Annotated in this window: 22 protein-coding genes and 2 pseudogenes; 11 read left to right on the forward strand and 13 right to left on the reverse strand. The window is 63.7% G+C overall.

Going from position 1 to position 21325, the window contains the following annotated elements; genetic code table 11:
- Nucleotides 1-1015 (forward strand): IS630 family transposase (locus tag AS156_RS36755; protein ID WP_082747544.1); only part of this gene is annotated, 1015 nt, incomplete at its 5' end.
- Between the two features lie 28 nt (nucleotides 1016-1043).
- Here AS156_RS36755 and AS156_RS36760 read toward each other — a convergent pair.
- A complete protein-coding gene (locus AS156_RS36760) occupies nucleotides 1044-1505 on the reverse strand; it encodes a MarR family winged helix-turn-helix transcriptional regulator (RefSeq protein WP_066514731.1) in 462 nt (153 codons plus the stop codon).
- A 161-nt stretch (nucleotides 1506-1666) separates the two neighbouring features.
- Here AS156_RS36760 and AS156_RS36765 point away from each other — a divergent pair, with 161 nt between their 5' ends.
- The 9 genes and pseudogenes from AS156_RS36765 to AS156_RS36800 all read left to right on the forward strand — a co-directional run bounded on the left by AS156_RS36765 (nucleotide 1667) and on the right by AS156_RS36800 (nucleotide 8914).
- Nucleotides 1667-2092, forward strand: a complete 426-nt coding sequence (locus AS156_RS36765) for an organic hydroperoxide resistance protein (RefSeq protein ID WP_066514733.1) — start codon at nucleotides 1667-1669, stop codon at nucleotides 2090-2092.
- 210 nt (nucleotides 2093-2302) lie between these two features.
- Entirely contained in the window at nucleotides 2303-3508 is a 1206-nt protein-coding gene (locus AS156_RS36770; RefSeq protein WP_066514735.1) for a CaiB/BaiF CoA transferase family protein, read from the forward strand.
- Nucleotides 3509-3795: 287 nt separating this feature from the next.
- Nucleotides 3796-5112: a sn-glycerol-3-phosphate ABC transporter substrate-binding protein UgpB gene (gene ugpB / locus AS156_RS36775; RefSeq protein WP_066514737.1), complete on the forward strand. Its 1317-nt coding sequence runs from the start codon at nucleotides 3796-3798 to the stop codon at nucleotides 5110-5112.
- Between the two features lie 64 nt (nucleotides 5113-5176).
- Entirely contained in the window at nucleotides 5177-6058 is an 882-nt protein-coding gene (gene ugpA, locus AS156_RS36780; RefSeq protein WP_066514739.1) for a sn-glycerol-3-phosphate ABC transporter permease UgpA, read from the forward strand.
- A complete protein-coding gene (gene ugpE, locus AS156_RS36785) occupies nucleotides 6058-6906 on the forward strand; it encodes a sn-glycerol-3-phosphate ABC transporter permease UgpE (protein WP_066514741.1) in 849 nt (282 codons plus the stop codon). Before ugpA ends, ugpE begins: the two co-directional genes overlap by 1 nt.
- Before the next feature lie 4 nt (nucleotides 6907-6910).
- Nucleotides 6911-7129: pseudogene (locus AS156_RS45395) on the forward strand (ATP-binding cassette domain-containing protein); the annotation flags it as partial.
- Between the two features lies 1 nt (nucleotide 7130).
- Nucleotides 7131-7997, forward strand: a pseudogene (locus tag AS156_RS36790) (ATP-binding cassette domain-containing protein); the annotation flags it as partial.
- A gap of 171 nt (nucleotides 7998-8168) precedes the next feature.
- Nucleotides 8169-8594 carry an Hsp20 family protein gene (locus AS156_RS36795; protein ID WP_066514743.1) on the forward strand — a complete coding sequence of 142 codons (426 nt, stop codon included), beginning with the start codon at nucleotides 8169-8171 and terminating at the stop codon, nucleotides 8592-8594.
- Nucleotides 8595-8644: 50 nt separating this feature from the next.
- Nucleotides 8645-8914 (forward strand): BQ00720 family protein, encoded by a 270-nt coding sequence (locus AS156_RS36800; RefSeq protein ID WP_066514746.1) that lies wholly within the window; start codon nucleotides 8645-8647, stop codon nucleotides 8912-8914.
- Nucleotides 8915-8991: 77 nt separating this feature from the next.
- On the opposite strand, the gene AS156_RS36805 is transcribed toward AS156_RS36800, so the two are convergent.
- The 4 genes from AS156_RS36805 to AS156_RS36820 all read right to left on the reverse strand — a co-directional run bounded on the left by AS156_RS36805 (nucleotide 8992) and on the right by AS156_RS36820 (nucleotide 13071).
- Complete coding sequence (locus AS156_RS36805) at nucleotides 8992-9330, reverse strand: DUF6665 family protein (protein WP_066514748.1); 339 nt, start codon at nucleotides 9328-9330, stop codon at nucleotides 8992-8994.
- A gap of 77 nt (nucleotides 9331-9407) precedes the next feature.
- The gene (locus AS156_RS36810) at nucleotides 9408-10931 is read right to left on the reverse strand and encodes an AMP-binding protein (protein ID WP_066514750.1); all 1524 of its coding nucleotides are present in this window, start codon (nucleotides 10929-10931) and stop codon (nucleotides 9408-9410) included.
- Between the two features lie 169 nt (nucleotides 10932-11100).
- Nucleotides 11101-12231, reverse strand: a complete 1131-nt coding sequence (locus tag AS156_RS36815) for a DUF5938 domain-containing protein (RefSeq protein ID WP_066514753.1) — start codon at nucleotides 12229-12231, stop codon at nucleotides 11101-11103.
- Between the two features lie 36 nt (nucleotides 12232-12267).
- Entirely contained in the window at nucleotides 12268-13071 is an 804-nt protein-coding gene (locus AS156_RS36820) for an SDR family NAD(P)-dependent oxidoreductase (protein WP_066514755.1), read from the reverse strand.
- A gap of 319 nt (nucleotides 13072-13390) precedes the next feature.
- Here AS156_RS36820 and AS156_RS36825 point away from each other — a divergent pair, with 319 nt between their 5' ends.
- A complete protein-coding gene (locus tag AS156_RS36825; protein ID WP_066514757.1) occupies nucleotides 13391-14023 on the forward strand; it encodes a TetR/AcrR family transcriptional regulator in 633 nt (210 codons plus the stop codon).
- 60 nt (nucleotides 14024-14083) lie between these two features.
- Here AS156_RS36825 and ptsN read toward each other — a convergent pair whose 3' ends face one another.
- From ptsN to AS156_RS46200, 8 genes are all read right to left on the reverse strand, one after another.
- A complete protein-coding gene (gene ptsN / locus AS156_RS36830; RefSeq protein WP_066514759.1) occupies nucleotides 14084-14545 on the reverse strand; it encodes a PTS IIA-like nitrogen regulatory protein PtsN in 462 nt (153 codons plus the stop codon).
- Nucleotides 14546-14776: 231 nt separating this feature from the next.
- Nucleotides 14777-15376, reverse strand: coding sequence for a ribosome hibernation-promoting factor, HPF/YfiA family (hpf, locus tag AS156_RS36835; protein WP_066514761.1), 600 nt, complete (start codon nucleotides 15374-15376; stop codon nucleotides 14777-14779).
- A 185-nt stretch (nucleotides 15377-15561) separates the two neighbouring features.
- Nucleotides 15562-17211 carry an RNA polymerase factor sigma-54 gene (rpoN, locus tag AS156_RS36840; protein ID WP_066514764.1) on the reverse strand — a complete coding sequence of 550 codons (1650 nt, stop codon included), beginning with the start codon at nucleotides 17209-17211 and terminating at the stop codon, nucleotides 15562-15564.
- Between the two features lie 90 nt (nucleotides 17212-17301).
- Nucleotides 17302-18288, reverse strand: a complete 987-nt coding sequence (gene lptB / locus AS156_RS36845; RefSeq protein WP_066514768.1) for an LPS export ABC transporter ATP-binding protein — start codon at nucleotides 18286-18288, stop codon at nucleotides 17302-17304.
- Nucleotides 18289-18581: 293 nt separating this feature from the next.
- Complete coding sequence (locus tag AS156_RS36850; RefSeq protein WP_245313233.1) at nucleotides 18582-19313, reverse strand: LptA/OstA family protein; 732 nt, start codon at nucleotides 19311-19313, stop codon at nucleotides 18582-18584.
- A 5-nt stretch (nucleotides 19314-19318) separates the two neighbouring features.
- The gene (lptC, locus tag AS156_RS36855; protein ID WP_066514772.1) at nucleotides 19319-20047 is read right to left on the reverse strand and encodes an LPS export ABC transporter periplasmic protein LptC; all 729 of its coding nucleotides are present in this window, start codon (nucleotides 20045-20047) and stop codon (nucleotides 19319-19321) included.
- A 155-nt stretch (nucleotides 20048-20202) separates the two neighbouring features.
- Nucleotides 20203-20817, reverse strand: coding sequence for a ribonuclease D (locus AS156_RS36860; protein ID WP_066514774.1), 615 nt, complete (start codon nucleotides 20815-20817; stop codon nucleotides 20203-20205).
- A 274-nt stretch (nucleotides 20818-21091) separates the two neighbouring features.
- Entirely contained in the window at nucleotides 21092-21307 is a 216-nt protein-coding gene (locus tag AS156_RS46200) for an autotransporter outer membrane beta-barrel domain-containing protein (RefSeq protein WP_136626625.1), read from the reverse strand.
- Nucleotides 21308-21325 lie beyond the last annotated feature (18 nt).

Below are 21325 nucleotides of genomic sequence, written 5' to 3' on the forward strand. Positions count from 1 at the left end.
GCTTGAGGCGTGTTGTCGCTCACCGATGACATTGCAGCGCGATTTGAAGCGGGCGCGGATAGTCCTGTTAGCGGCGGACGGGCGCAGCACCCGGTCGATCGCCAAGGAAGTTGGGGTCCAGCCGCGGATTGTCAGCGTTTGGCGGCATCGCTATGCCGACCAAGGCCTTGAAGGGCTGCAAGACAAGCCGCGGCCCGGCAAGCAGCCGATCTATACGAAGACGACCGACAAGCGGATTCTGAAGCTGCTGGATAAGCCGCCCCCGCAAGGGTTTGCGCGCTGGACCGGCCCTCTGCTGGCCGAGGCGCTAGGCGATGTTGACGTCCAATATGTCTGGCGGTTCCTGCGCAGCCACAAGATTGACCTCGCGGCTCGCAAGTCCTGGTGTGAGAGCAACGACCCGAACTTTACGGCCAAAGCCGCCGATGTCGTTGGCCTTTACGTCGCCCCGCCGGCGAAGGCTATTGTGCTCTGCGTGGACGAGAAGCCCTCGATCCAGGCTTTGGAGCGAGCGCAGGGCTATCTGAAGTTGCCCAATGGCCGCGCCTTGACCGGCCAGAGCCACGATTACAAGCGGCATGGCACCACGACATTGTTTGCAGCGCTCGAAGTCGCCACCGGAAAGATCATCGCTACGCATTCAAAACGCCGTCGCCGTGTCGAGTTTCTCGATTTCATGAACAGCCTCACCGCGGCCTTTCCGGGCCGAAAGCTTCACGTCATCCTCGACAACCTCAACACCCACAAGAAGAATGAGAGCTGGCTCAAGGCCCATCCCAATGTGCAATTCCATTTCACACCGACGAGTGCGTCCTGGCTCAACCAGATCGAGGTATGGTTCTCAATCCTGCAGGGGCAGTCGCTCAGCGGCACCTCCTTCACAAGCCTCAAGCAGCTTCAGGAACACATCGATGCCTACGTCAACGCCTACAACGACAAAGCCGAGCCCTTCGTCTGGACCAAGAAAAAGATCCGTCAACGCCGTTTCAAGGGCCGCCGTATCAATCAACTCTGATTCCGGGTACTAGGCCGCCTCGATTCCCCTACTCCCCCAGCACGGCATTCAACCGATCCCTTAGCGCGACGATCTCGTCCTTCATCGCCAGCAATTCGCCGACCGAGCAGGCCGACGCTGCGAGGATCGATTGCGGCACGGCCTTGGCCTTTTCGCGCAGCGCGTGGCCGTGCGGCGTCAGCGCGATCAGCACCTGGCGCTCGTCTTCGGTGCTGCGGCTGCGCTTGATCAGCTCCGCCGCCTCCAGCCGCTTGAGCAGCGGCGTCAGCGTGCCGGAATCCAGGAACAGGCGCTCGCCGATATCCTTGACCGGAACGCCGTCGCGTTCCCAGAGCGCCAGCATGACGAGATATTGCGGATAGGTCAGGCCGAGCCTGTCGAGCAGCGGCTTGTAGACGCGGTTGAAGGCGTGCGCGGTCGAATAGACCGCGAAGCAGATCTGGTTGTCGAGCCGCAGCGCCTGATCGGCCGCCGTCTGTTTCCTGACCATGGAATCCCGTCAAACGCGTCACATTCAGGGATCATTGTGGGCCCACGGCCGCAGGGATTCAATTGCGAACAATTAAATGTGAGCCCGCATAATTTATATTGCATACAATCTAATTTTGCGCAATCAATTGGTCGCCGAATTCAAACCCAAAGGAGACCACCATGTCTGTGAACGTGCTCTACAAGACCAGCGCCAAGGCAACCGGCGGCCGCGACGGCCATGCGGCGACCCTCGACGGTGCGCTCGACGTCAAGCTCACGACCCCGAAGGAGCTCGGTGGCGGCGGCGGCGCGGGCAACAATCCGGAGCAGCTGTTCGCGGCCGGCTATGCCGCCTGCTTCATCGGCGCGATGAAGTTCGTGGCCTCCCAGGGCGGCCCCAAGGTTCCCGCCGACGCCTCGGTGACCTCGACGGTCGGCATCGGCCCGCGCGCCGCCGGCGGCTTCGGCCTCACCGTCGACCTCGCCGTCGCGCTGCCCGGCGTTCCCCGCACGGAAGCCGAAGCGCTGGTCGAGAAGGCGCACCAGGTGTGCCCCTATTCCAACGCGACCCACGGCAATGTCGACGTCAAGCTGAGCGTGGTCTAACTCGCATCCGGCAATGGTCCGCCGCCAACCACGGCGGACCATTTCGTTTTCAGCCAACGCGAAGCCCAACGCGAACGGACCCGGTTCGCTTGGCGAACATGCGCGCGGCCGACTGCATGGGCCTGCGCGCACGAGGGCATTGCTGCCCCGCCTGAAGACCGTTAGCTCTGGGACCCGATGACTGATCCCACCTGAGCGAAGGTTGCTTCCATGAATACCCCGGCGCCTACGGGCGCGATGACCGGACTGCGCGTGATCGATCTGACGCGCGTGCTCGGCGGCCCATATTGCACGCAGATCCTTGCCGACCACGGCGCCGACGTGATCAAGGTCGAGCCGCCCGCGGGCGACGAAGTCCGCGACTGGGGCCCTCCCTTCCACGATGAGGACGCGGCCTATTTCGTCGGCATCAATCGCAACAAGCGTTCGATCGGCCTCGACCTCGCCTCCGAGGGCGGACGCGCGGTGCTGATGAAGATGCTCGAGACCGCCGACGTGCTGATCGAGAACTTCAAGCCGGGCACGCTCGACAAATGGGGCATCGGCAACGACGTGTTGCGTGCGAAATTTCCGCGCCTCGTGCATTGCCGCATCTCGGGCTTCGGTGCCGACGGCCCGCGCGGCGGCAATCCCGGCTATGACGCGATCATCCAGGCGATGACCGGCATGATCGCGGCGACCGGCTCGCCGGAGAGCGGCCCGATGCGCATCGGCGTGCCGCTGGTCGACATCACCACCGGCCTCTATGCGACGATCGGCATCCTGATGGCGCTGTCGGAGCGGCAGCGCTCGGGCCTCGGCCAGTTCCTCGAGACGACGCTATACGAGACCGGCCTTGCGATCATGCATCCGCACACCGCGAACTACTTCATGCATGGCAAGCCGCCGTCGCTCACCGGCAACGAGCATCCCAATCTCGTGCCTTACGCGATCTTCCCGACCAGGACCGACAACATCTTCATCGGCGTCGGCAATGACGGCACCTTCCGCAAGCTCGCCAAGGAGATCGGCAAGCCTGAGCTCGGCACCGATCCGCGCTTCGCTCGCAACAAGGACCGCATCGCCAATCGCGACGCCCTGCGGGCCGAGTTGGCCGCGGTGTTCCGCCAGCACGAGGCCGAGCCGCTCTGCAATCGTCTGCTCGCTGCGGGCCTGCCTGCCGGGCCGGTGCAGAAGATCGACCAGGCGCTGACCAACCCGCACACGATCCATCGCGGCGATATCATCGAGAAGGATTGGTACAGGGGCGTCGCCTCGCCGATCCGGCTCGATCGCACCAAGCCGAACCTGCGGCGCACGCCGCCGAAGTTCAGCCAGCACGCCGCGGAAGTGCTGGGCGAGTTCGGCTTCGCAAAGGATGAGATCAACGCCCTGGTTGAAAAGGGCGTGGTCTGCGGCCCCGAGCGCAAGCGCTGATCGGGTTTTTCGAACGGAGGCCGGCCTGCACCGCGTGCGGGCCGGCCTCGCTTCGTTCACTCACAGAAATCCTTCAGAACAAGCGCTCCGGCGAACAGCGCCTGCGGTGCAATGTCACGCCTGACGTTGCAGCGCAGGAGAGCGTCTGCGGCATCAGCCTTTTTTACCGCTTCCCTTCGCTCTGGCTTCCCCCGTACCATGGCTTTCGTTTATACGGTCATTTGACCGTCATCCGGCGCTGATAACGCGCGTAACGAAACGTGACGGTTCAACCGGGAGGGGTTTTGATGTTTTTCCGACGACTTGGCGCTGCTGCGGTGGCCTCTGCTGCGCTTGCATTCGCGTCGCCTGCATTTGCGGTGACGGAGATTCAGTGGTGGCATGCGATGACCGGCGCCAACAACGACGTCATCGTCAAGCTGGCCAACGACTTCAACGCCTCGCAGAGCGATTACAAGGTCATCCCGACCTACAAGGGCGGCTACGCCGACACCATGAACGCCGGCATCGCCGCGTTCCGCGCCGGCAATGCGCCGGCCATCCTTCAGGTGTTCGAGGTTGGCACCGCGACGATGATGGCCGCCACCGGCGCCGTGAAGCCCGTCTACAAGCTGATGCAGGACGCCGGCGAGAAGTTCGATCCGAAGGCCTACCTGCCCGCGATCACCGGCTACTACTCGACCTCGAAGGGCGAGATGCTGTCGTTCCCGTTCAATTCGTCCTCGACGGTGATGTGGGTCAACCTCGATGCGCTGAAGAAGGCCAACATCGCGGAGATTCCGAAGACCTGGCCGCAAGTGTTCGAGGACGCCAAGAAGCTGAAGGCGGCCGGCTACACCACCTGCGGCTTCTCCGGATCCTGGGTCACCTGGGTCAATCTCGAGCAGCTCTCGGCCTGGCACAACGTGCCGCTCGCCAGCAAGGCCAACGGCCTCGACGGCTTCGACACGGTGCTCGAATTCAACGGTCCGCTGCAGGTCAAGCATCTCGAGAACCTGGTCGAGCTGCAGAAGGACAAGACCTACGACTACGCCGGCCGCACCAACACTGGCGAAGGCCGCTTCACCTCGGGCGAATGCCCGATCTACCTGACCTCGTCAGCGTTCTTCGGCAATGTCAAGGCGCAGGCCAAGTTCAACTTCACCGCGGCTCCGATGCCGTATTATCCCGACGTCAAAGGCGCACCGCAGAACTCGATCATCGGCGGCGCCTCGCTCTGGGTGATGGGCGGCAAGTCGGCCGAGGAATACAAGGGCGTGGCCAAGTTCCTGACCTTCCTGTCGGACACCGACCGCCAGGTCTGGATCCACAAGGCTTCCGGCTATCTGCCGATCACCAAGGCTGCCTATGCCAAGGCCAAGGAAGAAGGCTTCTATAAGGACCAGCCCTATCTCGAAACGCCGCTGCTCGAGCTAACCAACAAGGAGCCGACCGAGAATTCCCGCGGCCTGCGCCTCGGCAACATGGTGCAGCTGCGCGACCTCTGGTCGGAAGAGATCGAGCAGGCCTTGGCTGGCAAGAAGACCGCCAAGCAGGCACTCGACTCCGCCGTCGAACGCGGCAACCAGATGCTGCGGCAGTTTGAAAAGACCGCCGTCCACTGAGATGATACACCAGACTTAACGATCCGGCAGGCCGCATTCCGCGGCCTGCCATTTTCCTGATCACATGCAGAAGCAGTCGATTTTCCAATCAAAGCTGTTGCCCTACGCGCTGGTTGCTCCGCAACTCGCGATCGTCCTGATCTTTTTCTACTGGCCGGCCGCACAGGCGGTGATCCAATCGTTCCTGCTGCAGGACGCCTTCGGCCTCTCCACCACGTTCGTCTGGTTCGAGAACTACATCGAGCTGTTGAAGGACCCGGCCTATTTCGACGCGATCGTGCGGACGTTCGCCTTCTCGTTTGCGATCGCGGTATCCTCGCTGTCCTTTGCGCTGCTGCTCGCCGTGATGGCGGACAAGCCGTTGCGCGGCTCCACGCTCTACCGCACGCTGCTGATCTGGCCCTATGCGGTGGCCCCGCCGGTCGTCGGCGTGCTCTGGATCTTCATGCTGCATCCCTCGCTCGGCGTGCTCTCGCGCTATCTGCGCGCACTCGGCGTCGACTGGAATCCGCTGCTGAACGGCGACCAGGCCGCGCTCCTGATCATCCTCGCAGCGGCCTGGAAGCAGATCTCCTACAACTTCCTGTTCTTCCTCGCCGGCCTGCAAAGCATCCCGAGGAGCGTGCATGAGGCCGCCGCGATCGACGGCGCCCGCCCGATGCGGCGGTTCTGGACCGTGACCTTCCCGCTGCTGTCGCCGACCATCTTCTTCCTGCTCGTCGTCAACATCGTCTACGCCTTCTTCGACACCTTCGGCATCATCGACACGATGACCCGCGGCGGCCCCGGCAAGGCGACGGAGACGCTGGTGTACAAGGTCTATACCGACGGCCTGCTCGGCGGCAATCTCGGCTCCTCCGCGGCGCAGTCAGTGATCCTGATGGCCATCGTCATCATGCTGACGGCGATCCAGTTCCGCTTCGTCGAACGCAAGGTGACCTACTGATGGTCGAGCAAGAGGGCATCCGCCGCTACGTCGCCCACTTCATCCTGTGGATCGGAATCGCGATCGTCGCGTTTCCCGTCTATCTCGCGATCGTCGCCTCGACGCAGGACAACGCGGTGATCGCCAACGGCCAGATGTCGCTGCTGCCCGGCGGCCATTTCTTCGAGACCTACTATCAGACGATCTTCGTCGGCTCGAGCGGCTCGACCCGCGAGCCGGTCGGCAGCATGATGCTGAACTCGCTGATCATGGCGCTGATGATCGCGATCGGCAAAATCGCGATCTCGATCATCTCGGCCTACGCGATCGTCTATTTCCGCTTTCCGCTGCGGATGCCGATCTTCTGGATCATCTTCATCACCCTGATGCTGCCGGTCGAGGTGCGCATCTATCCGACCTACAAGATCGTCGCCGACCTGCATCTGCTCGACAGTTATGCCGGCCTGTCGCTGCCGCTGATCGCCTCCGCCACCGCGACGCTGCTGTTCCGGCAATTCTTCATGACCGTGCCGGATGAATTGCTGGAGGCCTCGCGGATCGACGGCGCAGGCCCGTTCCGCTTCTTCTGGGATACTCTGCTGCCGCTGTCGCGCACCAACATGGCGGCGCTGTTCGTGATCCTCTTCATCCTCGGCTGGAACCAGTATCTCTGGCCGCTCTTGATCACCACCCGCGACGACATGCAGACCATCCAGATCGGCATCCGCAAGATGATCACCACCACCGACGCGCTGACCGAATGGCCGGTGGTGATGGCGACCGCCGTGCTCGCGATGCTGCCGCCGGTGTTCGTCGTCGTCGTGATGCAGAAGCTGTTCGTGCGCGGATTGGTGGAGACGGAAAAGTAGACCCATGGCTAACGTCACGCTGCGCAACGTCCGCAAGACCTATCCCGGCGGCTTCGAGGCCATCAAGGGCGTCGACGTCGATGTCGGCGACGGCCAGTTCTGCGTGCTGGTCGGTCCCTCCGGCTGCGGCAAGTCCACGCTCTTGCGCATGGTCGCGGGGCTCGAGACCATCACCGGCGGCGAGATCGACATCGGCGGCCGCGTCGTCAACCGGGTCGAGCCCNCCCGCCGATCGCGACATCGCGATGGTGTTCCAGAACTACGCGCTCTATCCGCATATGAGCGTCTACAACAACATGGCCTACGGCCTGCGCAACCGCGGCATGGCGGAGGCCGAGATCAAGACCCGCGTCGAGGAAGCCGCGCGCGTCCTCGAGCTCGCGCCGATGCTGGAGCGCAAGCCGCGGCAGCTCTCCGGCGGTCAGCGCCAGCGCGTCGCGATGGGCCGCGCCATCGTCCGCCAACCGAAAGTGTTCCTGTTCGACGAGCCGCTGTCGAATCTCGACGCCAAGCTGCGCATCGCGATGCGCGTCGAGATCAGGAAACTGCAGCGCCGGCTCAACACCACGTCGATCTACGTCACCCATGACCAGCTCGAGGCGATGACGCTCGCCGACATTCTCGTCGTCATGAATGGCGGCCAGGTCGAGCAGATCGGCAATCCGCTCGATATCTACCAGCGGCCGGCCACCACCTTCGTCGCCTCCTTCATCGGCGCGCCGCCGATGAACTTGATGCCGTTGCGGTCGGACGAACTGAAGTCCCAGATATCAGACGTCGACGGCGCCGGCATCGTCGGTATCCGTCCCGAGGATTTCGTCATCACCAGCGAGACCGCATCCGGCGGCGTGGCGCTCGGCCTGACGGTCGAGGCGATCGAGCATGTCGGCGCCGAGACCTTCGTCTATGGCAGCCGCCAGCGCGAGGAACAGGGTGTTGCGGCCAACCCGGGCGACCTGCCGCCCGGCGAGGTGATCGTTCGGGTTCCCGGCGCCACCGGCCCCGCCATCGGCGAACGGATCCGGGTGGTCGCCCCACGCGACAAGCTGCACCTATTTACCGCCGACGGCCGCTCGCGGATCGGCCCATAGCCGGCCGGGACGGAGAAAACACCTTCCCCTGGGGCATTTACGCTGGTTTCAGAGGCGCTTGAACGCTATCCAAATCACACCCATATTGGCTTTTGATCGACGGGCAAGAGGCCCGTCGATTGCATGGGGTGCCGCAAGGGCCCCTCAAAGTCGCTTCGAGAGGACTTTGTAATGTCTCGTGTTCCATCGTTGTCCAGTCCGTTCCTTCTGGGATTCGACGAAATCGAGCGTGCGCTCGACCGCGTCGTGAAGGGCGCCGACGGCTATCCTCCGTACAACATCGAACGGTTTGACCGCACCAACGGGCAACCCGAACGCCTGCGCATCACGCTGGCAGTGGCGGGCTTCACCCGCGACCAACTCGATGTAACTATTGAGGAAAACCAGCTCGTCATCCGCGGCCGCCAGCAGGACGACAAGGCTCGGCAATACATCCATCGCGGCATCGCCGCGCGCCACTTCCAGCGCACTTTCGTGCTGGCGGAGGGGATGCATGTGCTGGGCGCGGACCTGAAGAACGGGCTGTTGTCGATCGACCTGGCCAGGCCGGAACCTGAACGGGTCATTAAGACAATCGCTATCAATGAGCACGAATAATAGAAACCTGGAGCGGACTCGACCGCTTGTATCATTGAGGAGTCGAGACCATGAGTGACATGAGTACCACCACCATCGAATCCAACAGCGTCACGCCGGAAGCGCTGGCCCATCTCGGCGAAGGCCATATCGCCTATGTGAAGCAGGTCCGTTCCGAGGATGTGCCCGAATTGTTTCCGGAGGCACCCCAGATCGCGCCGGGCCTCAAGCTGTTCGCACTCCACGCCGCTGACGGCACGCCGATCATGCTGACCGACAGCCGCGAAGCCGCGATCGCCAACGCCTGGAGCAACGAGTTGCAGGCGGTCAGCGTCCACTGACGCAAGGCTGAAAATATCCGCGAGTTCAGATGCGCGGGCATTGCCTCGATACCGATCGAGGCGGCCCGCGCATTTTTTCAGGATAAAGCTGTTGATGTTGCGAGCAGCGGCCCCATGCTGAGCTGCACCTCGCCGGGAACATTGTAATCGCGCATCAGCAGGCGGTTATTACGGAGACCACACGACTCCCGCTGCACGACGAACATCCAGAGCGCATGGCCGGCCTCCCTCACCAGAATACGCCGTGCCTGCTGCGTTGCTTCAGAGCGCGGATGCGCCGCATCGAACTCCCGCAACTTGGCGAGCGCCTCTTCGAGCGCGCGCCCCATTCGCCCGAGCGCGGTCGCTCTCTCTTCGGCGAGCTCGTAGGCGAGAACGTCAACGGGAACACGATCAAGGCGAAAATCACGGGACATCAGCAATCCCTCGGGTCGCATTTGCGATACTGGACCCGCTTGTCTGGCGCCGCCCGCCGGTTGTTGTCAACACACGTTCAGGCCAACCGCGCACGGATGTCCGGCTTCAGCACCTTGCCGACCTTGGAGCGCGGCAGATCGTCCCAGACCTCGATCTGTTTCGGCGTCTTGATGCTGCCGATCCGCTGCTTGACGAAGGCCGCAAGCGCGGTCACATCGATGGTGTGACCGGCGCGGGGCTGCACCACGGCGACGATCCGCTCGCCCCATTTGTCGTCAGGCAGACCGATCACCGCGCAATCCTGCACCGCATCGTGGGCGCGCAACGCGTTCTCGACCTCTATCGAGTAGACGTTGAAGCCGCCGGTGATGATCATGTCCTTGGCGCGGTCGACGATATAGAGATAGCCGTCATCGTCGATGTAGCCGATGTCGCCGGTGTGGTGCCAGCCATGCGCCGAGGCTTCGGCGGTGGCTTCGGGATTCTTGTAGTAGCCCTCCATCACCAGCGAGCCGCGCACCACGATTTCGCCGCGCGATCCTGTCGGCAGCAGATTGCCGTCGCCATCCATGATGCCTGCCTGCACCAGCGGGCTGATCCGCCCGGCGGACGCGAGGCGCTGCATCGCGATCGTGCCGTCCGGATTGTAGTGCTTGTCGGGCGCCATCGTCGAAATCATCATCGGCGCTTCGGTCTGGCCGAACAGCTGCGCCATCGGCCCGATCCGCTGCACGGCTTCCGCAAGCCGCGTGGCCGAAATCGGCGCTGCGCCATACCAGAAGCACTGCAGCGAGCCGAGCTCGGCCGCATCGAGCTTCGGATGATCGAGCAGCATGTAGATCACGGTCGGCGGCAGGAAGGTGTGCGTAACGCGATAGCGTTCGATCAACGCCAGGAACTCGCCAATGTCAGGATGGTGCATGATCACGACGCGGCCGCCGAGCGTCATGATCGGAAAGCAGAGCACGCCGGCGGCGTGCGTCAGCGGCGCCAACGCGAGATAGATCGGCCGGCCCTTGAACTGATAGCCCATCAGCGTCAGCGCGGTCATCGCCTCGATGTTGCGCCCCGACAGCATCACGCCCTTCGGCTTACCGGTGGTGCCGCCGGTGCCCGGGAGCATCGCGAGGTCGTCGATCGTGTCGCGCTGATAGACATCATCGGCGAGGCCGGACAGCCATCGATCGAAGGATGGCGCGAACGGCAGCTCCGCATCGAGACAGACCAGCGTACGCAGCTTCGGCAGGTCCTGCCGGACAGCTTCGACCATCGGCGCAAAGCTCGAATGAAACAGCAGCAGGCTGCAATCGAACTGGTCGAGGATGAACTTGTTCTCGGCCGCCTCGTTGCGCGGATTGATCGGGCACCACACCGCGGCGGCGCGCGAGATGCCGAACACGCAGGCAAAGGCGAGCGGATCGTTGCCTGAGAGGATCGCGACCTTCTCGCCGGGCGCGATGCCCGATCGGTCGAGCCCGCGCGCGATCCGGTAGCTCAGCCGCTGCACGTCGCCGTAGCTGAGGTCGCGTCCATCCATCGTGAGGCAGGGCGCGTCGGCGCCGAGCGAGGCGCCCTTGTCGAGGTAATCGATGAAGCGCATGGCTGACCTCACTGACCGAGATGCGGGTGGCGTGCGTCACCACGCTACCCGCGACAAAAGCGTTTTCGAGCGAAGCCTGTCGCGGACTTGATCCGGGATGGATACCGGTTCGCGTGCAGAAAACGCGTCAAAGAAGAATCTTGGGCCCCGATATCATCGGGGCTCAAGTTCAATCGTGCACCGTAAGGATCGGCTTGCCCACGAGCCCGAAACTGCGCAGCTGCCCGAGCAGTTCGCGATGGCCGAACGCCTGGCAGCCCGAGGCGAAGCCGGCGCGCTTCGGCGGCTGGTGCAGCAGCGAGAACGCCGCATAGGCCTGCAACATGGCGGTCTGCTTGTAGTTGCAGTTGCCGTAGATGACGCAGTGCGCGCGCCCCAGCGGGCCGGAGGCATGCACCGAATCCAGCGACTTGTTGACGCGCGGGTTCTCGCGCGGCGGCATGGTGTTCATCACGCCGGCAGCGGTCTGCGCCAACGCAGCGTAGCGGTCGTCGGGGTTCATCTCCTTGGTCGCCTCCAGCGCGGCAGCGACTATCTGCGGCACGCCCAGCATCAGCGCGCGGTTGAACACGCCGCCCAGCACCTTCACGTTGGCCACGCGCGGATCGCGCCTGAACCACACGGGATGCGAGGTGCCGCCCCAGGGCAGCGCCAGCGCCAACTCGTGCTGACCGGGGATGGTGAGGTTGTAGAGGCCGGCATCGGGCTGGTGCTCGACGTATCTGTTCTGTTCGAGGTAGTAGGCTTTGGCCATCGCGGCGTTGACCAGGATGGTCTGCGTCGAGGCGATGGTCGGACTGCCGCCCCAGAACACGGCGATATCAAGCGTGTCGAGGCCGGGCGTCTCCAGGCAGAGCTGCGCGGCGATCTCGCCGGTGGTGTACATCTGCGCGATGCCCGGCGCCAGCAGCAGGCCGGCATTGGCGAACTTCGTGCCCCACTCCTGCTCGAGCGTGATCAGCCAGTCCTGCTCGCCGGTGGTGTCGGTGTAGTGGCACTTGGAAGCGAGGCAGGCCTGTACCACCTCACCGCCGAACTTGGCGAAGGGGCCCACGGTGTTGAGCACCACCGAGGCGCCCTTGAACAATTCGGTCAGCGCGGCCACGGTGTGCGGCACCGCCACCACCTCGTAGTCGGCGGTCTCGATGCCTGATACGTTTGACTTCATCGCGGCGTTGAGCTTCTCGGCGCTGCGGCCGGCGGCGATGAAGGGGATGTTGTACTCGCGCAGATATTCGCAGACCAGCCGGCCGGTGTAGCCGGAAGCGCCATAGACGATGACAGGCTTCTTCTCGCTCATTGCGATCCTCCGAAATGATTGTCGTTGCGCGTGTGGCTACATGCCCATGCCACCGTCGACCGGCAGACCGATGCCGGTGATGAAGCGGGCTTCGTTCGAACACAGGAACACCGCGGCGTCGCCGATGTCGCCAACCTCGGCGAGACGGCCGAGCGGCGTCTGCTCGACCACCGAGCCGACCGCTGCGTTGACGTCAGGCGCGAGCCCGACCTTGACGATGTCGTTGGCGAGCTGCATGCCCATGTCGGTCGGGATCAGGCCGGGATAGATGCAGTTGACGCGCACGCCATAGCCGAGCTTGCCGGCTTCCATCGCGCCGATCCGCGTCATGCGATCGACCGCGGATTTGGTGCCCGAATAAACGGCGATGCTCGGGAAGGCGATCGTTGCCGCGACCGAGGCGATGTTGACGATCGTGCCGCCGTTGCCTGCTGCGCCGCCAGGGCGCATCGCGCGGAAGGCGTGCTTCATGCCGAGCACGGTGCCGACGATATTGACCTCGCACATCCGCTGCGCGTCCTCGGCCTTCACGTCGCTGATCAGCGAGGTGATCTCGATGCCGGCGTTGTTGATGAGGATGTCGTAGCCGCCAAGCGTAGCGACCGTGGCCGCTACGGCGCCTTCCCATTGCGGATCCTTGGTGACGTCGAGCTGGACGAAGCCGGTCTTCACGCCGGCCTTGGCAAGCTCGGCGGCGGTGGCCTTGCCGGTCTCTTCGAGAATGTCGCCGATCATGATCGAGGCGCCGGATCGCGCCAGCGCCTGCGCGATCGCCGCACCGATACCCCGGGCGCCGCCGGTGACCAGGGCTTTCCTGCCTTCAAGGCTCTTCCCACTCATGACGCACTCCTCCCTTGCTGGTGATTGATTGATGCTGAGGCGATAGGCAGCACGTGCCGGCGAACTGGGCGCCTTCGGGGCGGCAGCAGTCACGTCCGGCTGTCGGCGGAGCGCAGCGGTGGCGCTCCGGCGATACATCTCCTCCCTGTTCGGCGTCTTGACGACTGTCCAAATTGTTGGCCCGAGCCTCCGCCAGAAACTTGACACTTGTCAAGACGAAATTTGACAAGTGTCTAAGAGAATGGTTGTGAGGGATGGAGCGCGCCGCAATCCGCGCGCTATAAGACCTGATAGGGACAGAACAGAGGAAGGGCGGGAAATGGCGCGGCAGGCAACGGCCCAACGGGTGGCGGTGGCGGCCGAGGCGCTGCGCGACGAGAAATTCAACGCGCGGCGGATCGAGCTTGCAGAAGCCGCGCTGGAAACGCTCGGCGAGCTCGGCTTCGCGCGCACCAGCCTGCGCGAGATCGCACAGAATTCCGCGTTCACGCACGGCGTGTTTCACTACTACTTCAGCGACAAGCTCGACCTGATCTGCTGCTGCGTCCGTCACTACAAGGCGAAATGCGTGACGCGGTACGACGAGGTCGTCGCGACCGCGAAGAGCCGCAAGGAGCTGACGGAAGGCTTTCTCGCCAAGCTTGCGATGACGCTGCGCGAGGACGCGCGCATGCATCGGCTCTGGTACGATCTGCGCTCGCAAGCGATGTTCGAGGCCGCGTTCCGCAAGGACGTGCTCGAGATCGACAAGAGCCTGGAAGCGATGATCTGGCGGGTTGCCTCGCGCTATGCCGAACTGGACGGCAAGCGGCTGGCGACGTCGCCGGCCGCGCTCTACGCGCTGTTCGACGGTCTGTTCCAGAGCGCGCTGCTCAGGCACCTCGCGAATGACGAGACAGCAATCCCGGAATTTCTCGACGAAGTCAGGCGCGTGCTGCCGACGATTTGCTGAGACGATTGCAACGCGTCGACGCGGGCTGCGGCTACGCTACGGCTTGTCCTGAGCTGATTGTCAGGCCGCGCTCGCGGGCGGCAGCGCCAGCACCGAATAGATCGCCTGTGCGTCGCGGGAGGCGCGCAGCTTCTTGGCGACGTCCTGGTCGCGCAGCAGGCGGGCGATGCGCGCCAGCGCCTTGAGGTGGTCGGCGCCGGCGCCTTCGGGCGCCAGCAACAGGAAGATCAGATCGACCGGCTGACCATCCATCGCCTCGAAATCGATCGGGCGTTCGAGACGGGCAAACAACCCGAACAGCTTCTCCAGCTTGGGCAGCTTGCCGTGCGGAATGGCGACGCCATAGCCGACGGCTGTGGTGCCAAGCTTCTCGCGCTGCAACAACACCTCGAAGATCGCGCGCTCATTCTGCCCGGTCAGCGCGGAGGCGCGCGCCGCGAGTTCCTGCAGCGCCTGCTTCTTGCTGATGACTTTCAAAGCCGGGAGAATCGCCTCGGGTGCGACCAAATCGGTAATCGGCATGGGACGTTCCGAGGTGAATGAGACCGTCAGGTTGCGAAATAGGCGTTACAGCAGCGGCGTCAAGAAGGTGAGGTGGGATGCGGGCTTAGCCCCGGTCCTGGTTGGCAGGGCTTCTACTCCAACGCATCGGCGGTGCCAACACCTGCGGACCCTGTTCCGCCCCCTTATCCGTTGGGGCGGCGGACCATAAGCAGGGCTGGCTTTCGACGTCAATGCCATCCGCGACATATCTCAGGGGTTAACCGTCGGCGGATCGACCCAGCCGACGTTGCCGTCCGTACGGCGGTAAATGATGTTCACCCGGCCGCTGCCGCCGTGCTGGAAAACCAGGCAGGACGCACCCGTCAGGTCCAGTTCCATGACAGCTTCACTGACCGACAGCCGCTTCAGTGCGGTGGTTGCCTCCGCAATGATGACAGGGCTGTACTCGGTGACCTCGTCCTCGTTCTCGGGCGCCTCGATGACATAGCTCGGCGCGTCGAGCCCGACGCCGTTGAGTTCAGCAAGTGCGGCCGTCGCGGCGTAAGCCTTGCGGGCCGAGCGATCCTTCAACCGGCTCTTGTAGCGGCGCAGGCGCTTCTCGATCATGAGGAGCGCGGCATCGGCGCTGGCATAGGCGTCGGTGGCGTTGGACTCCGCCTCCAGCGTAATGCCGGAATCCAGATGCAGTGCGCAATCGGTCCGGAAACCGAAGCCATCCTTGCTCAGCGTGATGTGACCGGAATAGTTGCCATCAAAATACTTCCGCAGGACCTCGTCGGTGCGTTCGCTGACGCGCGCACGAAGCGCCTCGCCGATGCTGATGCTCTTTCCCGAGATTCGAAGGGTCATTTGATGCCTCAATTGCTGGATGCCTCGATCACTCTCTTGCCGGAGCATAATGGTTCCTGGGATGCCGGTTACCTTCCTTTCTGGACGACGTTCGAAGGAAAGATTGAGACTATCGCGATTTGACGCGAACGCAATGAGAGCATGATCCTGTCCGTACTCGGACGGGGTCATACTCAAAGAGTAACCTAAACGGGGGCTGTATCACGCGACCGGTCGGACGAGGAAGCGGGAGCCGAAAGGGCATTACCGAGCATGCTCTGTTTATCACGGCGGCGTTGCACCGAAGACGGTATCCGCATCGCTTCGCGATACTTCGCGACGGTGCGGCGGGCAATATCAATGCCGGACTCACGCAAACGTTCCACGATCGTGTCGTCGGACAGGATCGCCGACGGCGCTTCGCCATCGATCAACTGCTTGATGTGGTGACGCACCGCTTCCGCCGAATGCGCCTCGCCGCCGTCGGCGGAGGCGATCGACGCGGTGAAGAAATACTTCAATTCAAAACTGCCGCGGTTCGTCGCCATGTACTTGTTGGCGGTGACGCGCGAGACCGTGGATTCGTGCATCTGGATCGCGTCAGCAACCGCCTTCAGGTTCAGCGGCCTCAAATGCGCGACGCCGTGCGTGAAGAAACCGTCCTGCTGGCGCACGATTTCGGTTGCGACCTTCAGGATGGTGCGGGCGCGCTGATCGAGCGCGCGCACGAGCCAGGTCGCGTTCTGCAGGCAATCGGTGAAGTACGACTTGTCACCGTCCTTGCGGATCGTCTTCGAAAGCTCGGCGTAGTAGGTCTGGTTGACCAGCACACGCGGCAGAGTGTCGCTGTTGAGCTCGACATGCCAGCCGCCGTCGGGACCGGGCCGCACATAGACGTCGGGCACCATGGTCTGCGCCCGCGCGGTGCCGAACTTCAACCCCGGCTTCGGATCGAGCCGGCGGATCTCCGCGATCATGTCCGTGATGTCTTCGTCATCGACGCCGCAGAGCTTTCGCAGGCCGGAAATGTCGCGCTTGGCGAGCAGATCGAGATGCTCGACCAGCGCCTGCATCGCGGGATCGTAACGGTTGAGCTCGCGCAGCTGGATCGCCAGACACTCGCTCAGGCTTCGCGCACAGACGCCCGGCGGATCGAACTTCTGCAGCACCGCGACGACCTCCTCGACCGCGGCCTGCGAGGTGCCGAGCCGCTCCGCGGCCTGGCCGAGATCGGGCGGCAGGTAACCGGCTTCATCGACCAGGTCGATCAAATACTGCCCGATCATGCGCTGCGCCGGCGCGGAGAAGGCCACCGCGAGCTGCTCGGCGAGGTGGTCGGACAGCGTCAGCTCGGCGGCAACGAAGGCTTCGAGATTGTATTCGTCGTCACTGGAGGCGCCGCCGCCCCATTCGGTGTAGACCGAAGGCGGCGCGTCCTGCGCGGCGCGCGCGGCTGCTTCGCCCGGCTCCTCGGAGAACACGTTGTCGAGGCCGGTATCCAGCGTCTGCTCGATTTCGGCGCGGGTGCCGAGGTCGCGGTTCAGCCACTCCTCCTGCCCGGGCTCGAAGCCCTCGCCCGCGGAACCGCCGGCCGTGTCGAACTGGTCCCCACCCTCATCGCCGTCGCTGCCGGACCCGTCGGAATAGTCCGGCCGCTCCATGGCCGGCTCGCCGGCCACCGGCGGCTCAGGACCGTCGGCCGCCCGCTCGAGCAGCGGATTGCGCTCCAGCTCCTCCTCGACAAACGCCGACAGATCCAGGTTCGACAGTTGCAGCAGCTTGATCGCCTGCATCAGCTGCGGCGTCATCACCAGCGACTGCGACTGGCGGAACTCTAGTCTTTGCGTCAGTGCCATGGAGGCAAGATCGATTCCAAAAGTTGGCTCGATTCTTGCTTATCCTACTCCGAGGCTGATGTATACGGCTTGACGGATTGGAAAATCGAACTACAGGCGGAACTCTTCGCCAAGGTAAAGGCGCCGTACGTCCGGATCATTAACGATCTCTTCCGGGCTCCCCTCAGTCAAGATTTCACCGGCATAGACGATGTAGGCGCGATCGGTGAGGCCGAGCGTCTCGCGGACATTGTGGTCGGTGATGAGCACGCCGATGCCGCGGTTGGTGAGATGGCGCACGAGGTCCTGGATATCGCCGACCGCGATCGGGTCGATGCCGGCGAACGGCTCGTCGAGCAGCATGTAATTGGGCCGCGTCGCCAGCGCGCGGGCGATTTCGACGCGGCGGCGCTCACCGCCTGAGAGCGCGATCGACGGGCTCTTCCGCAGGCGCGTGATGTTGAACTCGTCGAGCAGCGAATCCAGCTCGTGCTCGCGCTTCTTGCGCGAGGGCTCGACGACCTCGAGCACGGCGCGGATGTTCTGCTCGACGGAAAGACCGCGGAAGATCGAGGCTTCCTGCGGCAGATAGCCGATGCCGAGGCGGGCGCGCTGATACATCGGCAGCTTCGTCACATCGTGGCCGTCGAGTTCGATCGCGCCGCGATCGGCCTTGATCAGGCCGGTGATCATGTAGAACACCGTGGTCTTGCCGGCCCCGTTGGGGCCCAGCAATCCAACCGCCTCGCCACGACGCACATAGATGCTGACGCCGCGCACGACCTGACGGCTGCCGAAGCTTTTTTCCACGCTGTGCACAGCCAGATAGCCCGGCCGCTTGATCAGCTGCGGCGCCCCGGCGGCGCCGTTGCGCCTGGCCGGCCGGGCGCGCGACGGCGCGGGCGCAGGCTGAGGCCGCGGCAACTCCACGCTCGGAGCCGGGGCGGCCGCACGCGCCATCGGCGGCGCGTCGCGCACCGGGCTCGCCAGCATATCGCCAAATGAATCGCCGAGCGCCGTGATGTCGTCTTGCGCGCGCGCGAATCCGGCACTGCGTTTCGCAGGGCGCCGTCGGAACATGCCGAGTAAATCCACCATCCCCGCTTCGCTTCAGCCTTTCACGGTGATCCCGCGACTCTGCCCGCGCAACAATCGATTCGCACGCGAACCCGAGCATGATCCGGAAGACGGGCTAGCAACGTCCGGATTGATCATGCTCAAACAACTCGGCAAAGCGCGATGACCGCGCTTTGAATGAATGGATGCCCCCAACCCGGCCGATGTCGCAATGCCTCTCAGGCGCACCTCCCGACCGGGCCGCTCCAGTAAATACAATCTCGCCCCGCACGCTTCAACCTCGCGGGTCGAAAATTTTATCTAACTTATTGATTCTACTTAGGCTTGCCTGGAAGGAGCTGGAGCGGCGACGGCGGGGCTGCGCCGGGCGTGGCCGGCGTTCCGCACTTGCCGTTCTGTCCGCCCTGCGATTGGATGAACAGGCCCTGCACCTTGCCGTTGTCGGCTTCCACCCGGGAGACGCCCGTGGTCATGTCGACCAGCAGACGGTCCCCGCGCAGCACGTTCTGGCACTGGGTCAGCACCACCTGGCCGCCGCTGCCGCCGAGCATGGTGATCAGGTTGGTCTTGGTGTCGAAGATCGCGGTCTCGCCGGTGACCACCTGATCCTTCTGCGTCACGACGACGTTGCCCCTTGCCTCCAGCCGCTTGATCGACGAGGCGCCACCGGGCCCGGGGGTCGCCGACTGCATCGGGGCGGCGGCACCCTTCGCGGCCTTGGCGTTGCCCTTGGCTGGCTGCGACTGACCGGAGTTCGGCTGCGATTGGCTCGAGCTCGATTCATAGAACACGACCAGCGTCTTTGACGTCATGGTGGTGTCGCCCTGCACGACCTTCACATTGCCGGCGAAGGTCGCTTCCTTCTTCTTGTCGCGCATCTCGAGCGAGGCGGCCTCGATCTGGATCGGCTGGTCGCGGTTCTGCGAAAAGCCCTGCATGGCGTTGGGAACGCCGGTCATCGAGCCTTGCGCCATCGCGGCATTCGTGGCGAAGAGCGAGAGCACGAACGCCACTATTGCCGTGCCGCGCGGAAAAAATCTCATCATCAATGTCATTTCGGGTTGGCGGATTTGCGTGTCTTCGGCGGCGGAGGCGGCGGTGCAGCCTCCGCGGGCGGGTTCGCCGGATTGTTGTCGCCGAGCTTGTCCAGATGCATCACGACGTTGCCCTCGAACCGAACCAGTTCGCCGTTGTTGTAGATCCGCAGCTTGTCGGAGGTCAGCGTGCCGTCGAGCAGCTTGACGTCGACATGTTCGTCCGACGTTACAGTACCCTTGTTCATGTCAACGAATGCTTGCGTCAGCCTGGCTTCGTAGCCCGTCGACGACTGCAGGAAGATATCCTTGCGCAGGTCGAGCAGCTGCTGCTTGTTGTCGAAGAAGCCGGTGCGCGCGTCCATCGTCACCGTCGACTGATCCTCCATCGCCACCTTGGCGCGGATCGTCTTCAGCTCGACGTGATCGGGATCGGTGACGTCCTGGACCGCGGCTTTGGCCCACATCTCGTAGGGCCGCCCATCGGTGGAGAAGCCGGAAATATGCGGCGATTCCATCGTGATCTTGGTGCCCGAGACCACGAGATTATCCATCTCGAGCGGCAGCTTGGGGATCACATCGTGAAATGGATTGAAGACCGAGATCGAGATGATCGAGGCCATTGCCAGCCCAACCACCGTGGGGACCGCGATGCGCAGGATCCGCACCATGCGGCTGTGCCGCGCGGCCGCGGCAAAGCGCGCCTCGAGGCCGGCACCATAGGCTGGATTCTGAACCGAATTCACCGCTGCTCCAGAGGCGCGAAACTGCCGTCTATTCTACCCGCGGCTGCACAAATATGCAGCCCGGACCTCGCGTCGCTCCCCCGCCGGAGACCTCGCGTGAACAGTTTGGCCGAAACGGGGCGGAAATGCCGTTCCGCGACCGAAATCGTCGCGGTTCATGAATGGGCGAAGATGTCCTCGGCCTCCCAGCCGTCGAGATCGAGCCTGGCGCGGGTGGGGAGGAATTCGAAGCAGGCCTTGGCCAGATCGGTGCGCCCTTCGCGCGCCAGCATGACATTGAGCTTGTCGCGCAGCGCATGCAGGTGCAGCACGTCGGAGGCGGCGTAGGCGAGTTGCGCCTCGCTCAGGCTCGGCGCGCCCCAATCGCTCGACTGCTGCTGCTTCGACAGGTCAACGTTCAGCACCTCGCGCACCAGGTCCTTCAGACCATGGCGATCGGTATAGGTGCGGGTCAGGCGCGAGGCGATCTTGGTGCAATAGACCGGGTTCGGCATCACGCCGAAGGTGTTGTAGAGCACCGCGACGTCGAACCGCGCGAAATGGAAAATCTTGGTGACGTTGGGATTGGCGAGCAGCGCCTTCAGGTTCGGCGAGTCGGTGTGCCCCTTCGGGATCTGGATCACATCGGCGGTGCCGTCGCCGTTCGACATCTGGACCACGCAGAGCCGGTCGCGATGCGGATGCAGGCCCATGGTCTCGGTATCGATCGCAACCGAATCGGTGTAGCGGGACAGATCGGGCAAATCGCCGCGATGCAGGCGGATGGTCATACTGTCAAAACCTCGTCGAATCGCTCTCGGATCAAACTATCGCCCAATCCCCCGGCAGGCGAGCATCCACCAAGCTTCGGATTATGCCTTGAGGGGCATCCGCAGCCGGGCGAAACTCGGGATGGGTCGGGGAGCGACCACCGAGAACCCTTGATTTCATTGGTACAATTGAAGCAACGGTGTACCGCCATTGGGCAGCGGAGACAATGGGCCCTGCCCTAGATGGCGCGCCCGTTGAGCCCCGTCAACGCGCGTCAGTCGCGGCGGCGTTCCGTCAGTGCCAGCTCACGCGGAGGCCGAGCCGACCGGTGATGTCATCGCGATGGGTGCTGTCCACCGACGTGGTGTAGCCGGCGCTCGCATAGGCGCTGACCGCGTGATTGATCTGCGCCGCGATGCCGGCGTCGACCTCAATCGCGCGCCGCGTCGATCGTCGCCCCGTCTCTGTTGCACCCGAACCGATTCGGTGCGTTCCGCGGGCTCGGCAAATCTGTCACGGGTCCCCGAT

It is taken from the genome of Bradyrhizobium macuxiense (genome assembly GCF_001542415.1).
Classification (GTDB): domain Bacteria; phylum Pseudomonadota; class Alphaproteobacteria; order Rhizobiales; family Xanthobacteraceae; genus Bradyrhizobium; species Bradyrhizobium macuxiense.

Excerpts from the sequence above, each read along its gene's own strand:
- AS156_RS36820 (WP_066514755.1), bottom strand. The coding sequence starts at position 13,071 with ATGAGTGGGAAGAGCCTTGAAGGCAGGAAAGCCCTGGTCACCGGCGGC.
- ugpE (WP_066514741.1), top strand. The coding sequence starts at position 6,058 with ATGGTCGAGCAAGAGGGCATCCGCCGCTACGTCGCCCACTTCATCCTG.
- rpoN (WP_066514764.1), bottom strand. The coding sequence starts at position 17,211 with ATGGCACTGACGCAAAGACTAGAGTTCCGCCAGTCGCAGTCGCTGGTG.
- AS156_RS36825 (WP_066514757.1), top strand. The coding sequence starts at position 13,391 with ATGGCGCGGCAGGCAACGGCCCAACGGGTGGCGGTGGCGGCCGAGGCG.
- AS156_RS36795 (WP_066514743.1), top strand. The coding sequence starts at position 8,169 with ATGTCTCGTGTTCCATCGTTGTCCAGTCCGTTCCTTCTGGGATTCGAC.
- AS156_RS36860 (WP_066514774.1), bottom strand. The coding sequence starts at position 20,817 with ATGACCATCCGCCTGCATCGCGGCGATTTGCCCGATCTGTCCCGCTAC.
- hpf (WP_066514761.1), bottom strand. The coding sequence starts at position 15,376 with ATGACCCTTCGAATCTCGGGAAAGAGCATCAGCATCGGCGAGGCGCTT.
- AS156_RS36760 (WP_066514731.1), bottom strand. The coding sequence starts at position 1,505 with ATGGTCAGGAAACAGACGGCGGCCGATCAGGCGCTGCGGCTCGACAAC.
- AS156_RS36765 (WP_066514733.1), top strand. The coding sequence starts at position 1,667 with ATGTCTGTGAACGTGCTCTACAAGACCAGCGCCAAGGCAACCGGCGGC.
- ugpB (WP_066514737.1), top strand. The coding sequence starts at position 3,796 with ATGTTTTTCCGACGACTTGGCGCTGCTGCGGTGGCCTCTGCTGCGCTT.
- AS156_RS36815 (WP_066514753.1), bottom strand. The coding sequence starts at position 12,231 with ATGAGCGAGAAGAAGCCTGTCATCGTCTATGGCGCTTCCGGCTACACC.
- AS156_RS36800 (WP_066514746.1), top strand. The coding sequence starts at position 8,645 with ATGAGTGACATGAGTACCACCACCATCGAATCCAACAGCGTCACGCCG.
- ptsN (WP_066514759.1), bottom strand. The coding sequence starts at position 14,545 with ATGCCGATTACCGATTTGGTCGCACCCGAGGCGATTCTCCCGGCTTTG.
- AS156_RS36770 (WP_066514735.1), top strand. The coding sequence starts at position 2,303 with ATGAATACCCCGGCGCCTACGGGCGCGATGACCGGACTGCGCGTGATC.
- lptB (WP_066514768.1), bottom strand. The coding sequence starts at position 18,288 with ATGGTGGATTTACTCGGCATGTTCCGACGGCGCCCTGCGAAACGCAGT.
- ugpA (WP_066514739.1), top strand. The coding sequence starts at position 5,177 with ATGCAGAAGCAGTCGATTTTCCAATCAAAGCTGTTGCCCTACGCGCTG.
- AS156_RS36850 (WP_245313233.1), bottom strand. The coding sequence starts at position 19,313 with ATGATGAGATTTTTTCCGCGCGGCACGGCAATAGTGGCGTTCGTGCTC.
- AS156_RS36810 (WP_066514750.1), bottom strand. The coding sequence starts at position 10,931 with ATGCGCTTCATCGATTACCTCGACAAGGGCGCCTCGCTCGGCGCCGAC.
- AS156_RS36805 (WP_066514748.1), bottom strand. The coding sequence starts at position 9,330 with ATGTCCCGTGATTTTCGCCTTGATCGTGTTCCCGTTGACGTTCTCGCC.